Origin of the sequence: Coprobacter tertius (assembly GCF_024330105.1) — a bacterium.
GTDB lineage: Bacteria > Bacteroidota > Bacteroidia > Bacteroidales > Coprobacteraceae > Coprobacter > Coprobacter tertius.
The window spans coordinates 135,149-152,237 of sequence record NZ_JANDHW010000001.1 but is presented as its reverse complement, the minus strand read 5'-3'; the positions used below and the strand labels follow the sequence as shown (position 1 = coordinate 152,237).

At 40.5% G+C, this 17,089-nt stretch carries 13 protein-coding genes; 7 read left to right on the top strand and 6 right to left on the bottom strand.

The window, feature by feature from the left end; translation table 11 throughout:
• Nucleotides 1-5: 5 nt before the first annotated feature.
• Nucleotides 6-1,940 carry a CotH kinase family protein gene (locus NMU02_RS00530; protein ID WP_255025103.1) on the bottom strand — a complete coding sequence of 645 codons (1,935 nt, stop codon included), beginning with the start codon at nt 1,938-1,940 and terminating at the stop codon, nt 6-8.
• A gap of 396 nt (nt 1,941-2,336) precedes the next feature.
• On the bottom strand, nt 2,337-3,152 hold the full coding sequence (nagB, locus tag NMU02_RS00525; RefSeq protein WP_255025102.1) for a glucosamine-6-phosphate deaminase: 816 nt from the start codon (nt 3,150-3,152) through the stop codon (nt 2,337-2,339).
• 291 nt (nt 3,153-3,443) lie between these two features.
• Between nagB and NMU02_RS00520 the strand changes: the two genes are divergently transcribed.
• Entirely contained in the window at nt 3,444-5,423 is a 1,980-nt protein-coding gene (locus tag NMU02_RS00520; protein WP_255025099.1) for a glucosamine-6-phosphate deaminase, read from the top strand.
• A gap of 69 nt (nt 5,424-5,492) precedes the next feature.
• Here NMU02_RS00520 and rbr read toward each other — a convergent pair whose 3' ends face one another.
• The 3 genes from rbr to NMU02_RS00505 are packed head-to-tail and all read right to left on the bottom strand — an operon-like array spanning nt 5,493 to nt 8,678.
• Complete coding sequence (gene rbr, locus NMU02_RS00515) at nt 5,493-6,074, bottom strand: rubrerythrin (RefSeq protein WP_354003098.1); 582 nt, start codon at nt 6,072-6,074, stop codon at nt 5,493-5,495.
• A 51-nt stretch (nt 6,075-6,125) separates the two neighbouring features.
• Nucleotides 6,126-7,355, bottom strand: coding sequence for an MFS transporter (locus tag NMU02_RS00510; protein WP_255025096.1), 1,230 nt, complete (start codon nt 7,353-7,355; stop codon nt 6,126-6,128).
• Nucleotides 7,356-7,397: 42 nt separating this feature from the next.
• Nucleotides 7,398-8,678: a DUF2851 family protein gene (locus tag NMU02_RS00505; RefSeq protein WP_255025095.1), complete on the bottom strand. Its 1,281-nt coding sequence runs from the start codon at nt 8,676-8,678 to the stop codon at nt 7,398-7,400.
• Between the two features lie 116 nt (nt 8,679-8,794).
• Between NMU02_RS00505 and dapB the strand changes: the two genes are divergently transcribed.
• Genes dapB through NMU02_RS00485 form a run of 4 tightly spaced genes read left to right on the top strand, consistent with a single transcriptional unit; the run spans nt 8,795 to nt 12,733 of the window.
• Nucleotides 8,795-9,508, top strand: a complete 714-nt coding sequence (gene dapB / locus NMU02_RS00500; protein WP_255025094.1) for a 4-hydroxy-tetrahydrodipicolinate reductase — start codon at nt 8,795-8,797, stop codon at nt 9,506-9,508.
• Between the two features lie 17 nt (nt 9,509-9,525).
• Nucleotides 9,526-11,070, top strand: coding sequence for a S26 family signal peptidase (locus tag NMU02_RS00495; protein WP_255025093.1), 1,545 nt, complete (start codon nt 9,526-9,528; stop codon nt 11,068-11,070).
• Between the two features lie 23 nt (nt 11,071-11,093).
• Complete coding sequence (lepB, locus tag NMU02_RS00490) at nt 11,094-12,104, top strand: signal peptidase I (RefSeq protein WP_255025092.1); 1,011 nt, start codon at nt 11,094-11,096, stop codon at nt 12,102-12,104.
• Between the two features lie 5 nt (nt 12,105-12,109).
• Complete coding sequence (locus NMU02_RS00485) at nt 12,110-12,733, top strand: WbqC family protein (RefSeq protein WP_255025091.1); 624 nt, start codon at nt 12,110-12,112, stop codon at nt 12,731-12,733.
• Nucleotides 12,734-12,736: 3 nt separating this feature from the next.
• On the opposite strand, the gene NMU02_RS00480 is transcribed toward NMU02_RS00485, so the two are convergent.
• Nucleotides 12,737-14,272, bottom strand: coding sequence for a bifunctional GNAT family N-acetyltransferase/carbon-nitrogen hydrolase family protein (locus tag NMU02_RS00480; protein ID WP_255025090.1), 1,536 nt, complete (start codon nt 14,270-14,272; stop codon nt 12,737-12,739).
• 148 nt (nt 14,273-14,420) lie between these two features.
• Here NMU02_RS00480 and NMU02_RS00475 point away from each other — a divergent pair, with 148 nt between their 5' ends.
• On the top strand, nt 14,421-15,335 hold the full coding sequence (locus NMU02_RS00475) for a serine O-acetyltransferase (RefSeq protein ID WP_255025089.1): 915 nt from the start codon (nt 14,421-14,423) through the stop codon (nt 15,333-15,335).
• Nucleotides 15,336-15,366: 31 nt separating this feature from the next.
• Nucleotides 15,367-17,073, top strand: a complete 1,707-nt coding sequence (locus tag NMU02_RS00470) for a THUMP domain-containing class I SAM-dependent RNA methyltransferase (protein ID WP_255025088.1) — start codon at nt 15,367-15,369, stop codon at nt 17,071-17,073.
• Nucleotides 17,074-17,089 lie beyond the last annotated feature (16 nt).

Below are 17,089 nucleotides of genomic sequence, written 5' to 3'. Positions count from 1 at the left end.
TTACTTTATAATAAAACTTTTTTCTGGCTAATGCTCTTCCCATGAGAAACAACCTGTACTACATAAAAACCGGCTGTTAAAGGAATACGCACTCCATTTTCATCACAAACACCCTGCGTCACGAGTTGCCCCTGCAAGTCGTATATATTTACAACCGCCCCTTTCTCAAAATTCGTAACTACAACCTGCATATTATCAGCATAAATAATTCCTTCGGACACAACAGACACATTTTTTATACCTGTGGTAAAAGGAATTTTTTTATCCATCCATGCGACACGTTCACTCAAATATGTTTTCACAACATTTAAGGCATCTTCAAAAGTATCGTTTATAGGCCAACGTTTAAAGTTCAATTTTTGGGCTTCCTGCAATTCCGATGCAGTTTTATCAATATAATCCAAAAGAGATTCCGCCGTAATCCCGGTTTCTTTCCGGCATTTGGTCCATAAGGCCGAAAGTTCTTCTTTAGTCTGCGGATCGGAAAGGAGAACACGATCGGCAAAAACATTCATATTATTAGCATGAGAAGCTCTTTCGAAACGATATAAAAAATCGGTTTGCGCATTAATCGGGTAGGTACGGTCATCATTCTCAAATGCAATATCGAAATCCCAAACAGGACCTGTGTAAAGAAGCGGATCATTGCGTCGCTTATACATAAAAGTACTCCAATAAGTATCGGTATTTCCCGTCAACTCTCCTACCAAGAAATGTTGTAAAAAACTTTTGACATCGAACAGCTCACGATACGATTTTCCCGGAGTAATAAAATCATTCGAAAACAAACGGCTTTCTATCTCATTAAATCTATTTACGATATATTGCCTCTGCTGCGATACGATTTCGTCATCCTTAGGATATTTTATCGTCACAGGTATTTGTTTCTGTGCCGATGCAAACCACGAAATTTCACTATATGCATAAGCATCTACCTCAATCAAATACCCGCCCTCTATGTTAGGCGAGGATATATCGGTCGGCTCCATTTCTTCAACATTAACCCGATTTTCGTTCACCTCTACCTGGTCGCATAACTGATAACAACCTTTATATTCGCCATTAAGCATCACATCCACAGGTCTCCCGGCCGGAGTATACTCCAAACCTACGCGCCTGCTTATCTCAAAAGCAATTAAATTACGCATGAGTGTATGGTCGCCGTAGTTACTGATCAATGTCCAGTTTTTTGCTTTAGCCGGAAAATCAAGGACATTATCTTTTTTATTAAATTTCATCCGATACGGTTTTTTAGGGAAAGACCAACTTGCATTCCCACGTCCTCTTACGTCGAGTTCTTTATGTAAAAGTTTTGTTCCGTCTTCAGAAATAATCGATACCTGCCCCGGAAGATATACCTCCTTTTCGACAATATCTTTTGCACCTTCGGTATGAATCGTTACCAGTGGCAAGTTAGTTGGCTGATAAAGTTTAGAATCGTCTCCCTCTCCTTTTTTGCCGTAAAATTCTAATTCCGCAAGATTACACCTTACATCATTGGGAGAAACATATCTTACATACCTGAATCCACGAGAACAATCGATTTCGGCATAAGTCATTTTCCGATCGGGAGCCTCCTCTTTGATAAGATAAATAGGAATAGCATCGATAAAATCAGGTGAATTAGCCCCTTCAATTACAGCTAAAACAACACGATTATTCGATCCGACACGAGGAGAATAACCTATTTTTGTAATAATATGAGGCTCTCCCAAATCGAGCCCTACCCAAGTCCCGGAACGATCGAAAGAAGCAAAAAAAGTATCGAAATCTCCATCGAATACATTTTCCTTCGTATTTACAGTCGTTGATTGTACTCCATGGTCATAATCAACTGAGAATTCGGTCCCGATTATGTTTCCAGTAAGTTTTTGCGATACTTGAGCAGACATATACGATGAGCAGCCCAAAAATAAAATAATAAAATAACGCAGTTTCATGGTATTAAAAATTTAAGTATAATGTAACGAAAAAAAAGACATCAGTCTGCCAATTGAGGAATATACAAATAAAATAAATTATATTTACAATAAAAAATTATTATAAAGTTATTTATCAGGCATTTATAAAAATCTCCCGAAATTTAACTTTTCAAGAGGGAAATTGATTTAATATACCATGATAAAATAGCTAAACCGATTAAGGAATAATGATTTCATCATAATAACAAAAATAGGAAAAACCGATATTTACCTTCTGCTTTTAAAAAAGAATGACCGATTCTCGAATAACGATTTTTATAAATTCTTAAAAAATGACCTTTACAAAAAAGGAGTGTAACGAACAAATGTTCGTTACACTCCTTTAAAAAAAATTTTTTCATACAAACTACTATATCACTTTTTAAGTAATGATGCCGGATCGATATTATCTTTCTCTATATCAAGGAAATATTTATAAGTTCCCACTTTGAGTTCTGCTGTAGCATCATCATCGCAAACGATAATACTATACGGATGCAATTGCAGTGCACTGATCGTCCACATCTGAGAAATTCCGCCTTCTACACCATGTTTCAAAGCTCGTGCTTTATTGTGTCCATTTACAATAATCAAAACACTTCTGGCATCCATCACCGTCCCAACGCCTACTGTCAGTGCAGTTTTAGGCACTTGATTTACATCGTTATTGAAAAAACGGGAGTTGGCAATAATGGTATCCTGAGTAAGCGTTTTTACACGAGTACGAGATGTTAATGACGAACCCGGTTCATTAAAAGCAATATGCCCGTCGGGACCGATTCCTCCCAAAAACAAATTTATACCGCCATACGATTTTATTTTTTTCTCATATCTCTCACATTCAGCAGCAAGATCTTCTGCATTTCCATTTAAGATATTCACATTCTCGGGATTAATATCTATATGGCCAAAAAAATTATTCCACATAAAAGAATGATAACTTTCGGGATGATCTTTCGGTAAACCGATATACTCATCCATATTGAATGTCACGACATTTTTAAAAGAAACCACTCCTTTTTTATTCAATTCAATCAAGTTCCTATACATTCCAAGCGGTGAAGAACCGGTAGGAAGCCCCAAAATAAACGGACGTTCTGCGGAAGGGCTGTATTCATTAATACGCGCAGCAACGTAATTGGCCGCCCATTGCGATACATTTGCATAATCGGGCTCGATAATTAATCTCATAATGATACTATTTTAGTTGTTTCTGTCTCGTCATTACAAACGTTAGAAAAATAATTCTATTCAAAATATTGCCCCAAAATTAAAAAAATTATACCGATTATAGTCATTTTTCGTCGTATGATCTCTTTTTTTTAAAATCATCCCGAACCAAAAGATTCTATTAACAGCTGAATTCAATAAAATATACCCAACTTTATTTCAAAAATTAAGAGATCATGTTAAATAAAAGATTTATCTTTGTTACTCTCAATTCGAAAATATCTTTTTCGCTAACTAAATAATTACACTTTTATGAAAGCTCATTTAAGTTCACAAATTAAACTCGATAGAATACCCAAAAGGTATTATCGACCGAACGATGCCTTCGAACTTACGGCGCTTACCCGTTTCGAAAAAATAAACACTGAAATTGACGAAGGAACCGAAGAAGGATCGGTTCATATCGCAAACGAAATTTCCGATCTCATTCATAAATGCAATGCAGAAAACCGCCCCTGTGTATTAGCACTCGGTGCCGGTTTAGGAACCCATACGGTATATAAAGACCTCGTGCGGCTTTATAAAGAAGGAAAAATCAGTTTTTCAAACGTTGTTGTATTCAATATCAGCGAATTCTATCCGCTGAATAAAAATGCTCGAGGAACTACACATATACTCCGGGAATACTTACTGGATCTGGTAGATATAAAGCCCGAAAACATATTCACTCCGTTAGCAAACGGTGAAAAAGAAAATATCTTCGAATTCTGTCGTGACTACGAAAAGAAAATCGAAAGTTACGGAGGAATCGACCTGGCCCTACTCGAAATGGGCCCGTTAGGTAATCTGGCATTCAACGAACCAGGTTCACAAATCGGCTCAACTACCAGATTAATGCTTCTCAGCAGTGAATCACGACATAATGCCGCCAGTTTGTACAACTCTACCGAGAATGTCCCCGGAAGCGCCATTACTATAGGTATTTCTACTCTATTAACAACCAAAAGAATTATCGTAATGGGATGGGGCGAAAATCGTGCAGCAATTGCTAAAGAAGCGATCGAAGGCTGTGTCTCCGATTCGATACCGGCCAGTTATCTTCAACAGCATAAAGATGCTAAAATGGTACTTGACCTGTCTGCTGCCGAGAATCTTACCCGCATCAGCACTCCCTGGCTTGTTACATCCTGTGAATGGAATGACAAATTGATAAGAAGAGCGATCGTATGGCTTTGTAAAATTACAGGCAAACCGATTCTTAAACTCACCAACAAAGACTATAACGATAACGGTTTAAGCGAATTACTGGCACTATTCGGATCTGCCTATAATGTAAATATCAAAATCTTCAACGATTTACAACATACCATTACCGGCTGGCCCGGCGGAAAACCGAATGCTGACGATACCTTTCGTCCCGAAAGAGCGACCCCCTATCCTAAAAAAGTTATCGTATTCAGTCCTCATCCCGATGATGATGTAATTTCGATGGGGGGGACATTAAAACGCTTAGTCGATCAACACCACGATGTACATGTCGCATACGAAACTTCAGGTAACATAGCTGTTGGCGACGAGGACATGATGCGATATGTCATGCTGATGGGCGGAATTGCTAAAAAATTTCATTTCGATACGCCTGAGTTTCTGGCTAAACACGCAGAAATAACCGAATTTGTAAAAAATAAAAAAGAAGGCGATATCGACTTGGCCGATATACGATATCTCAAAGGCCAGATACGGCAGGGAGAAGCCCGCACCGCTTGTAATTACATAGGAGTAAAACCCGAAAACGTACACTTTCTGCAATTACCTTTCTATGAAACCGGCACGATTAAAAAAGGGGAGCTTACCGAAACTGATAAAAATATCGTAAAAGATCTTTTGCTAAAAGTAAAACCCGATCAGATATTCGTTGCCGGTGATTTGGCCGACCCGCATGGCACACACCGTGTTTGCCTCGACGCCGTATTAGCTGCAATCGATGATGTTAAAGAGGACGAATGGATGAAAAATTGTCGCGTATGGATGTACAGGGGTGCCTGGGCAGAATGGGAAATAGACCATATTGAAATGGCAGTACCTATCAGCCCTGAAGAATTGCGGCAGAAACGAAATTCTATTCTGAAACATCAATCCCAAATGGAGAGTGCACCTTTCCTAGGTGATGACGAACGGCTGTTCTGGCAACGAGCCGAAGACCGTAATAAAGCCACAGCTAATTTGTATGCACAATTAGGCCTCGCTTCTTATGAAGCCATAGAAGCTTTTGTAGAATATCACCCCCTATAAAAATAGAAATAAAAAGAGACTGTTTGATTATATTCAGACAGTCTCTTTCTATTTTTCAGAACAATAAAATCAATAATTATCTCTCTTAGGTTCGAAATAGGCTTGCGGATGCAAACATGCCGGACATTTTGCCGGCGGCTCTTTACCTTCAAAGACAAAACCGCAATTACGGCATTGCCATTTAATAGGTTCTTCACGCTTAAAGACCGTACCGTCTTCAAGCCGAGAAAGCAATTTACGATAACGCCATTCGTGAAATTCTTCTACCTTCGCAATCATTTTAAAAGCGATAGAAACATCTTTAAAACCCTCCTCGAGAGCTACACCCGCAAAATCGGAATACAAAGACGACCACTCTAACTTCTCTCCCTCGGCGGCCTCCAAAAGATTTTCTTTTGTCGTTCCGATACGGCCCGCCGGGTAATCAGCCGTAATGGTTAACATTTCCCCCCCGGTCATAAAATCGAAAAAACGTTTAGCATGTTCTCTTTCCTGCTCGGCTGTTTCAAGAAAAACACTACTGATTTGTTGATAGCCCTCCATTTGCGCTACTTCAGCAAAAAGAGAATAACGATTACGGGCCTGGGATTCACCGGCAAAAGCTTTCAGCAGATTCTGCTCGGTAAGGGTACCTTGAATACTTTTCATAATGTCAGATTGTTATTTTTAGATAATACTTTAACAATCATCAGAATTAAAAGTTCAAAGTTTTTCTTTTTCAGCCATAGCTTTCATCCGGGCCTTTCGTATATCAGGTAAAAATCCGGTAACTAAGCCGATAAGAGGAAGATAAGAACAAATATGATAAACATATTCGATACCCTTACTATCGGCAATATTACCTAAAACGGCCGAAGCGATACCCGCAATTCCAAAAGCCAGGCCAAAAAACATCCCGGCGATCATCCCTACTTTACCAGGCATTAATTCTTGAGCATACACGAGAATAGCCGAAAAGGCCGAAGAAATTACAAATCCGATACAAATACTCAATATACAGGTCCAAGTCAGATTAGCATAAGGCATCAACATCGTAAAGGGAGCTGCTCCGAGGATCGACCCCCAAATAACATATTTCCTCCCGATACGGTCTCCCAGCGGCCCACCTACGAGAGTACCGATAGCTACAGACAACAAAAAAGCGAAAAGATATAATTGTGAATGTTGCACTGTAACCCCGAATTTCTGTATCAGATAAAAAGTATAATAACTGTTGATACTGGCCAAATAAACATATTTCGAGAAAATAAGAATAAGTAAGATACTTAGGGAGAATACTACTTTCCGATGAGAAAACAGCGATTCCCGCTCGGCTTTATCAGCAGCCGTTCTCTGCTTGAACATATTCAGGTTACGGCTATACCATCGACTCACCGGTAACATAACCATAATGCATATCAAGGCAATGATAACAAACCATACTACGTTACGCTGCCCGAAAGGAGCTATAATCAGTGCCGCCAGTAAAGGGCCGAATGAACCTCCGAGATTACCGCCCACCTGAAAAATCGATTGCGCCATTCCCGGACGTCCTCCCGAAGCCATATATGCCAATCGTGACGCCTCTGGATGGAATACCGAAGACCCCAAACCGATCAGGAAAACAGCTAAAAGTACCAGATGAAGACTATTAGCAAACGCCAGAAAAATAAGTCCGATTAAAGTAGAAGTCATACCTACTGGTAAAGCGAACGGCATGGGATGTTTATCGGTAAACCATCCGTTTAACGGTTGAAATACCGAAGAAGATATCTGAAAAACAAGGGTAATAAGCCCGATCTGCGAAAACGAAAGTGAAAGAGAATCTTTAATCAAAGGATAAATGGCGGCAATAAGCGATTGTAATGTATCGTTTAGCATGTGACAGGCTCCTAACGATACCAAAATCGAGAACGCTACTCCTCCGGCCCGTCCACTCCTAAATTTTTTCATATCTTTTTTACCTTAATACACCGCAAAGTTACGAAAAAGAAGCTACTTTAGAGCTTTACACGCCAATAGTTTATGACCGATACGACAATAAAGGCACTTGCGCGGTACACAATATGCATTATGCAACTGTATCAGTGCCTGACTTTCGAGCGCATTATTACATTTTACACCGGCCGAAGAAAATTCCCTTACGATACGATTTTGTTCGGATTTCAGCGACTCGAGCAACGTCATCGACCTATCTATTAATACATTATCACCTGTAAACATACCATACGCATATAATAAAGGGGCAACCGTATTTATCAACAATATATCCACAGCGGTACGCCCCAAAGTTTTAGGATGATCAGAAGATACCCGGCCGAAAGCATAATGTGTATTCCAATAGCTATCGAGCCTAATATCGAATAATTGCCGGTATTCTTTTTCTTCCGTTGCATCGCAAATACCCGAAAATAACGAGAATCCGTCGGAAATAAACCGGGCCAGCATAGCAATACGCTGATGGGGGAAATTAGCAGGACGTAACCTGAAGAATTTCCAGCTCTCACTTTTCATGGGATGCAGTCCGAATTTATTTTTCAAAAACAAATATTCATCCGATAAACGCCTGTAATAAGAATCATCCTGAAGATCATATTCTTCAAGTAATCCTGCTTGTCCAAAAAGGAATGCTTCCAACTGTATCAGAGAAGCGGCATGCTTTTGTAAAAAAATCAAAGGTAACCCTCGCGCCAACCTTTCAAACGCATCGTTATTAGTCCCTAAGCCGATCGAGCGAGATAAAGTAACGTAACATACCTCCTGCCAACTACCTTTGTAAATTTTCAACCAATCGAAAATACGATCCGATTTTTGTTGCAATCTTTCCAAAAACAATGCCGATATCCAATCGGCTATAACCAAAGGCGAAAGTTCTCCCAGCCGATCACCGCAAGGTAAAAAACTATTTTGCTGTACCAAAAATGCATAATCATCTCTAAATCTCGGAGAACAAACCATCACCATCTGTGGAATCATCTCACCACAAATACGACAAATCTGCATATCATTCACACCTACTACATGCAGGATAACAGAATCGTATGCTTGATCGGTATGATGATTATGACGTTTCCAATCGGACGCCCTCTCATGTATTTCTACATTACCGGCCCATATTTTGTTACCGATACGTATTTTGGCATTAAAAAAGTCAGGACCGGAATCAGTATTAAGATGTCCCGGGTCTATAATCTGTACCTTTTCTCCGGTTGTAGTAACAAGATCCCGCTCTCCTAATAACCGGTGCTCCCAAATGTAATGCATGAGCTTTTCCATAAAATATACTTTCTCCGAAAAACCAACTGATTTTTCATTATCTTTGCAAGATAAAGTATATCATCGATATAGCGAACAGTTCGACAATATTTTTAAACATAAAATTTAATTAAAATATGAAGATTGCATTGATTGGATACGGCAAAATGGGTCATATCATCGAAAAAATCGCCCGAAAACGGGGACACGAAATCGTTAGCATCATCGACATAAACAATCCCGAAGACTTCGAATCGGAAGCTTTTAAAAGTGCCGACGTCGCGATTGAGTTCACCGTACCTGCTGTAGCTGTAAACAATTATCGCAAAGCTTTCGCTGCCGGAGTTCCGGTCGTATCGGGAACAACAGGTTGGCTTGAACACCTTCCAGAAATTAAAGAAGCTTGCAAAAACGGAAATACATTTTTCTATGCATCTAATTTCAGTCTCGGAGTAAATATATTTTTCGCACTGAACAAATACCTGGCCGGAATTATGGACGGATTTCCCGAATACGATGTACGCATGGAAGAAGTGCATCACATACATAAACTCGATGCACCCAGTGGCACAGCCATAACTTTGGCCGGAGACCTCATAGACAATATAAAACGCAAAACCAGCTGGATAGTAGGTAAAGAACCCGAAAAAAACGAAATCGGAATTAAAGCCATAAGAGAGGGAGAAGTTCCCGGAATACATACGGTTATTTACGAATCGGAAGTCGACTCGATACGCATAACACACGATGCTAAAAGTCGTGAAGGATTTGCTCTGGGGGCCGTTATTGCGGCAGAGTTTACGCATGGCAAAAAAGGTTTTCTTACCATGCAGGATATGCTTAAATTTTAATTAATAAACGATATATAATGGAAACCAAACAAAACGAAAATATCTCTCCCGATGTGAAAAATGAAGATAAAGAAAATCGTTTCAAAGGAATTAAAACTTCACGTTGGGTACGTTTCGCACTCGCTTCACTGGCCGTTATCGCTTTTGCAATTTGGCTGGGGAACTATACGGTATTACTGCTAATCGTTCTTTTTTTCGATGTATATATTTCACGTTTTATTCCCTGGGGATTTTGGAGAACCTCAAAAAATTCGGTTTTCCGGAAAACAATGGAATGGGTAGATGCAATTCTGTATGCATTAGTGGCTGTATACCTCATCAACACGTTCTTTTTCCAAAACTATAAAATACCGTCCTCCTCTTTAGAAAAATCATTGCTGGTCGGAGATTATCTTTTTGTAAGCAAGCTGAGTTTCGGACCGAGGGTGCCCAATACCCCTCTCTCCTTCCCTTTAGCCCAGCATACATTACCTGTTATAAATACCAAATCATATATCGAATGGCCTCAATGGCCCTACCACCGTCTCAAGGGAACAGGAAAAGTAGAACGTAACGATATTGTGGTATTTAACTTCCCGGCAGGAGATACGGTGGCTATACTGGCTCAGAACCCCGACTATTATACCAATTGTTTTAATGAAGGAAAAAGACTTCTTTCCTCGGGAATACCGGGCTTCGACAATATCGAACAAACTCCCGAATTCGCAGAACTTTGTTTCGAGGAAGGACGAAAAATCGTAAACCGCGACAAAGCGAGATTCGGAGATATCGTATACCGCCCCGTCGACCGTCGTGAAAACTATGTAAAACGCTGTATAGGCATGCCGGGAGATACTCTTTCGATGCGTAATAATCTGGTATATATCAACGGGAAAGAGTTGAAAAATCCCAAAGAACTACAACAAAACTACCTCGTAGTTACCAACGGAACCTTATTTAACGAACAAAATTACCGAGACTTGAATATCAGCGTCGAAGATCGTCAGCTTCTCAACCGGGATGGTAACCCGACAGGCCTTTTCGAATATGTAGGAATAAAACCTAATGCAAACGGAACATATAACCCTGTATATGAATTCCCGCTTACTCAGGAATCACTGGCAAATATAAAAAAATACAATTTTGTAACCGAGGTTATACCCGAACCGGGAATTCTCGGAGGTGACGTATATCCTATCGGTTTCCGGCCGCAATGGACTCGTTCTGATTACGGCCCAATATGGATTCCAGCCAAGGGAAGTACCCTTAAACTGACGACCGATATTTTACCAATTTACGAACGCATTATCCGTAACTACGAAGGTAATAAGCTTCAGGTAAAAGATAGCGTGATATATATCAACGACAAACCGGCCGACTCGTACACGTTTAAAATGGACTACTATTGGATGATGGGCGACAACCGGGACAAATCGGCCGACAGTCGTTACTGGGGATTTGTACCCGAAGACCACGTTGTGGGTAAACCCTTGTTTGTATGGTTATCTATCGATAAAGACCGCAGCCTGTTCGACGGACGTATCCGGTTTAACCGGCTATTTAAAAGAATAGGTAAAGACTAACCGTTGTAAGTATCGGGAAAGGTATGGCTAAAAGGAAAAAACGAGTCTACTGGAAATGGATGATCCTCATTATTATCGTTATTTGGATCATCCGTAATCTGGGAGGTGAATTATACCGTATATCGTCAGGACAAATGGAAGGGACATTATTACCCGGCGATAATATCATGGTCGGAAAATGGAACTATGGCCTGCGTTTACCTGTAACCCCTTTCTCGATTCCATTTTTACATGACTCGATTACTGTGTTTAATTCAAGATCATATTTATCTTCAGTGAGGTTACCCTATTTTCGCCTTTTCGATAAAGAAGCTTCCCGAAACGATATCGTCGTTTTCAACCGTCCCGATCCTATCGACGAAACCACCCCCATCGATCGCCGAAAAATCGCAGTAGGACGTTGTATCGGATTACCGGGAGACACGATAAGCATGCAGGAAGGAAGACTTTTTATCAATGGAAAAGAAAGCGCACAACCCCCATTAACCATGGAGGCATACCTCACTCCCGATTCACTCGAATCCGAACTTTCGGCGCTGCTAAAACATAACGAAATTTCCGACCCGGGATACCAACAACTAAAAGGAAACCGCCTGCGTTTTTTCACGAAAATGCAATATTATATTTTACACAACTCGGCAAAGAATAAGAATATACTGAATCCCGTACATCTGAAACGAAATAATTTTACAATAATATTGCCCCGGCCAGGACAACCGGTACAAATTACCCCCGATAATATAAAATTCCTGTATCCGTTACTAATGCTGCATGAAGGACGACAAATCATAAAAAAAGAGAACCGACTCTATGAAAAAGGGCGAGAAGTATCCTGGTTCCGGTTTTCACAACCCTATTATTGGATGATGGGCGATAACCGGGAAAACGCTATCGATTCCCGTACTTTCGGCGCTGTTCCCCAATCTCACCTTATAGGAAAAGCTAAGCGCATTTGGTTCTCTACAAATCCCGATAAACCTTTTTATGAATCGTTACGTCCCACCCGTACATTTAAACCCGTCAGCAAAAACTAATTTTCATGACCCGTATCTGCTTGAATACAGCTTACCTCGCCCCTATCTCGTACTATTACGAATTATTTAACTGCGAATACATCGAAATAGATGCCTGGGGATATTATATAAAACAAACTTATCGTAACCGGTGTAATATTATCGCGGCGAACGGTATAATGCCCTTATCGATACCTGTAGAGAAACCGACAACCGGGAAATGTCCTACCAGAGATATCCGTATCTCTTCGCATGACAATTGGCAACACCTGCATTGGAACGCTATTGTTTCGGCTTATAGCTCGACTCCCTTTTTCGAATATTATCAAGACGATTTCTTCCCTTTTTATAAAAATAATGCGGCCGGAAAATTTCTTTTCGATTTCAACGAATCATTACGGGAAACGATTTGCAGCCTCTTGGGAATAAACCCGGATATTACCTACTCTCCAGAGTATAAAACTGTATTCGAACCCGATGAAACCGACTTCAGGGAAGCAATACACCCCAAGCATCCGGTCGATACAGGTTTTGTCGCCCAGCCTTATTATCAGGTATTTGCAGATCGGCACGGGTTCATTCCCGATATGAGCATCATCGATCTGCTTTTCAACACTGGCCCTGAAGCCCTACTTACTCTACAACGGTAAGAATTATTTTTTCTTTAATCTCAAGTCATACAAATCATGACGGCGATCTCTCAAATTACGCACACTGCCATAAGTATGTAATTCATTGAGCAAATCGAGATCGACATCCGAAATCAGTATCATTTCGGTATTCGGAGTCGCTTCGGCCCGTTTTCCATCGGTTGGAAAAGCAAAATCACAAGGAGTAAATACCCCCGATTGGGCGTATTGGATATCCATATTATGTACCCGGGGCAAATTACCCACCGAACCCGCAATCGCCACAAAACATTCGTTTTCGATCGCCCTGGCCTGGGCACATACTCTTACCCGGGAATAGGCATTCTGAGTATCGGTAAGGAATGGCACGAAAAGTATCTGCATTCCCTGTTCCGCCATGATACGGGATAATTCGGGAAATTCTACATCATAACAAATAAGAATACCTATCTTGGCACAATCCGTATCGAAAGTTTGCACGATATTCCCGCCCGACAACCCCCAACTTTTTATCTCGTCGGGCGTAACATGTATTTTTTCATACATATCGTAACTCCCGTCGCGACGGCACAAAAAACCGACATTATACAATCCGTCGTCACGTATCAGCGGCATACTGCCTGTAATGATATTTATATTATAACTGATCGCTAAATTTACAAAACGTTCGCGCATTTCATCGGTATATTGCGCCAAGCCCCTAATCGCTTCCGACTCTCCCTGATGGTTGAAACGGGCCATCAAAGGAGCATTAAAATATTCAGGAAAAAGTATAAAGTCGCTTTTATAGTCTGAAACCGAATCAACGAAAAATTCTACCTGCTCAAAAACATCATCGAGGCTTTTATAAGGTCGCATCTGCCACTGTACTAACCCGAGACGTACCGTCGACTTATCAACTTTAAATTCTTGCGTAGGAGGCGTATAATATATATTATCCCATTGCAAAAGAGTTGCGAAATGTTTCGACTCCTCATCATTCGGCAAATAATTGGTCATCACCTTGCGCACATGAAAATCATTAGAAAGCTGAAAGGTAAGAACCGGATCGAAAATCTCTTTCTTTTTCACCTGCTGAATGTATTCTTTCGGCCGTAACGTATCAGCATATTTATGATAATTAGGAATACGTCCGCCAAACATAATTGATTTCAAATTAAGCCTTTCACACAACTCTTTCCGATAATCGTACATACGACGCCCTAAACGCAATCCCCGGTACTCGGGATGAATAAACACTTCTATTCCGTAAAGAATATTTCCATTAGGATTGTGGGTCGAAAAAGTCTCGTCACCCGTTACTTTAGCATAAGTATGATCGTTTTTTACCATATCGTAATCGACGATAATAGAAAGAGCACAACCTACGATCTTTTCATCGACAACCGTTACAAATTGTCCTTCGGGAAAAATATCGATCAGTTTTTCTATCTGCTTATGAGTCCAGAATACGTCCGACCCGTCATTATATACTCTTTTGAACGATTGCGAAAGCTGAGTATAATCGGTTATCTGAAGATTTCTTATTTCTACTTTGTTGATTTTATGCGATGGTTCCATAACAGGACAGATTTAAAAAACAATATGCAAAGATACGACACATCCCTAAAATATACTTTGCCGTGTGTTTCTTTTTCGTTATAAAACCTAAATATTCACGGTTTTGTTATAACTTTGCAACTTAGGCTAATTTTAAACTGAACCCGGAATGAACCTGCACAAATACTCAGATACCATTACTTCTACGGTAACAAAACTGTCGGAGTACGAGTCGTTTAAGTTATTATGCCACCAGCATCACGACGGAGAACCCTATCCTTCTGAAAAAGTATTGCACGAAATCATCGAACTGTGCCGGGCCATACTCTTTCCGGGCTATTACGGCCATTCCAACGTAAACCGCCGTACCATAACTTATTATCTGGGAGTAAATACCGAAAAGTTGTTCGAATTACTTTCTGAACAGATTCTCGCAGGCTTATGTTTTGCCTGCGACCGAAGCAAATATGTAAGCCTCGAAGGAATGCGCGAAAAATCGGTAGAAAAAACCGCTGAATTTATCGCCTATCTTCCCGAACTGAGAAAAATACTGACAACCGATGTAATTGCCGCTTATAACGGGGACCCCGCTGCCGAAAGTTACGGAGAAGTTATTTTCTGCTATCCTGCTATACGGGCTATCAGCAACCACCGTATCGCTCATGAGTTGCTCAAACTCGGGGTACCTCTCATCCCCCGAATGATTTCCGAAATGGCACATTCCGAAACCGGAATCGATATTCATCCGGCCGCAACTATAGGCAACTATTTCACGATAGATCACGGAACGGGTGTCGTGATCGGAGCAACAGCGATTATCGGCAACAATGTTAAAATATACCAAGGTGTAACCCTTGGTGCCAGAAGTTTTCCACTCGATGCCGAAGGAAACCCGATTAAAGGAATACCCCGCCATCCCATCATCGAAGACAATGTCATAATTTATTCGAATGCGACTATACTCGGGCGTATCGTTATAGGCGAAGGTGCAATAATCGGCGGTAACATTTGGGTCACCGAGAATGTAGAACCGGGAGACAAAGTAATGCAGACCCGCTCGAGACAAACCGAAAAAAATAAATAATCAATTAACAGATACATAATACGATATCAGGGTGAAAAACGAAAAATTTGAAATTATCGCTAAAACTTTTCAGGGGCTGGAAGATGTATTGGCCGAAGAGATTACTCGATTAGGTGGTGAGAACGTCGAAATAGGGCGTCGTATGGTATCTTTCTCGGGTAATCAGGAACTGCTGTATAAAGCGAACTTATATCTGAGAACAGCTTTGCGCATTCTGAAACCGATTTATAAATTCACCGCAAACAATACCGACGAAGTTTACGAAAAAATTAAACAATTCGACTGGGAGAAGTATCTCTCAATCGGTAAAACCTTTTCTATCGATTCGGTGGTTTATTCCGAGGAATTTAAACATTCAAAATTTGTTACCTACCGTACAAAAGACGCAATCGTAGACTATTTTACCGAAAAAAACGGAGACCGTCCTTCGGTACGCATCAACAATGCCGATCTTATACTCAATCTGCATATATCACAACATAACTGTACGCTTTCACTCGACAGTTCGGGCGAATCGTTACACAAACGGGGATATCGAGTGGAACAAACCGAAGCGCCTATCAATGAAGTTCTGGCTGCGGGAATGATACTCAAAACAGGATGGAAGGGAGATAAAAACTTTATCGATCCTATGTGTGGCTCGGGTACACTACTAATCGAAGCCGCACTTATAGCAACCAATACTCCCCCGGGTATTTACCGAAAAGATTTTGCGTTCGAAAAATGGAATGATTACGACGAGGAGCTTTTCGATAAAATTTACAACGATGATTCGAACGAAAAAAATTTCGAATATAAAATATATGGCTCGGACATTTCTCCAAAAGCCATCTCTATTGCCGAGCGTAATATAAAAAGCGCCGGGATGACAAAATATATCGATCTTAAAGTAACGCCATTCCAGCGTTACGAAGAAGCTCCCGAAAATGCAATATTAGTAACTAATCCTCCTTATGGTGAGCGTATCTCCACACAAGACCTTTTAGGATTGTACGAAATGATCGGTTCACAATTGAAGCACGTATTCAGAGGTTACGACGCATGGATCATCAGTTATCGTGACGAATGTTTCGAAAAAATAGGTCTGAAACCGGCTATTAAAATAGAACTTATGAACGGAGCCCTCGAATGCCAGTACAGAAAATATGAAATATTCGAAGGAAAATACAAAGATTTCAAACGTGATACCGGAGGATTCAGAGAAAACCGTTCAGAAGAATTCACCCCTGGAACTATACGTAAAAGAGAAAGCCGTTCAGACTCACGAAATACGTTCTCAAAACCTTCGGAAGAAAAAAGAAAATATACTCCGAAAGAGAACAAAGAACGGCAATCGGCCGGTCAAGATACGGAAACAGGAGAGAATCGCCGTCCCGAAATTCTTCACGGAGAAGAGGCCATAGAAAAATTCGTACGTTTCAGACTTCCATCGATAGAAGACCCCGAAGTAGATAACCGTCCAGGATGGAAAAAATTACGAGATAAAAATCTCGAACGCGTGAGAAAAGATCGAGAAAAAGAAGAAAAAAACAACATGTTTCGTCAGACTCCTTCTGGTCTAACAGATAAAAAAGCAGGCAGATCCGATCGAAAACCATACGAAAACAGAAACAACAAACCATCGGGAAAACGGGAAAACAACTTTTCGCGAAATAAAGATAACAAACCATTCGGAAAACGCGACGGAAAATCTCCTTACCGAAAAAACAACGATAAAAACAATAAAACTGACAATTAACTTGTTTATATCCAAT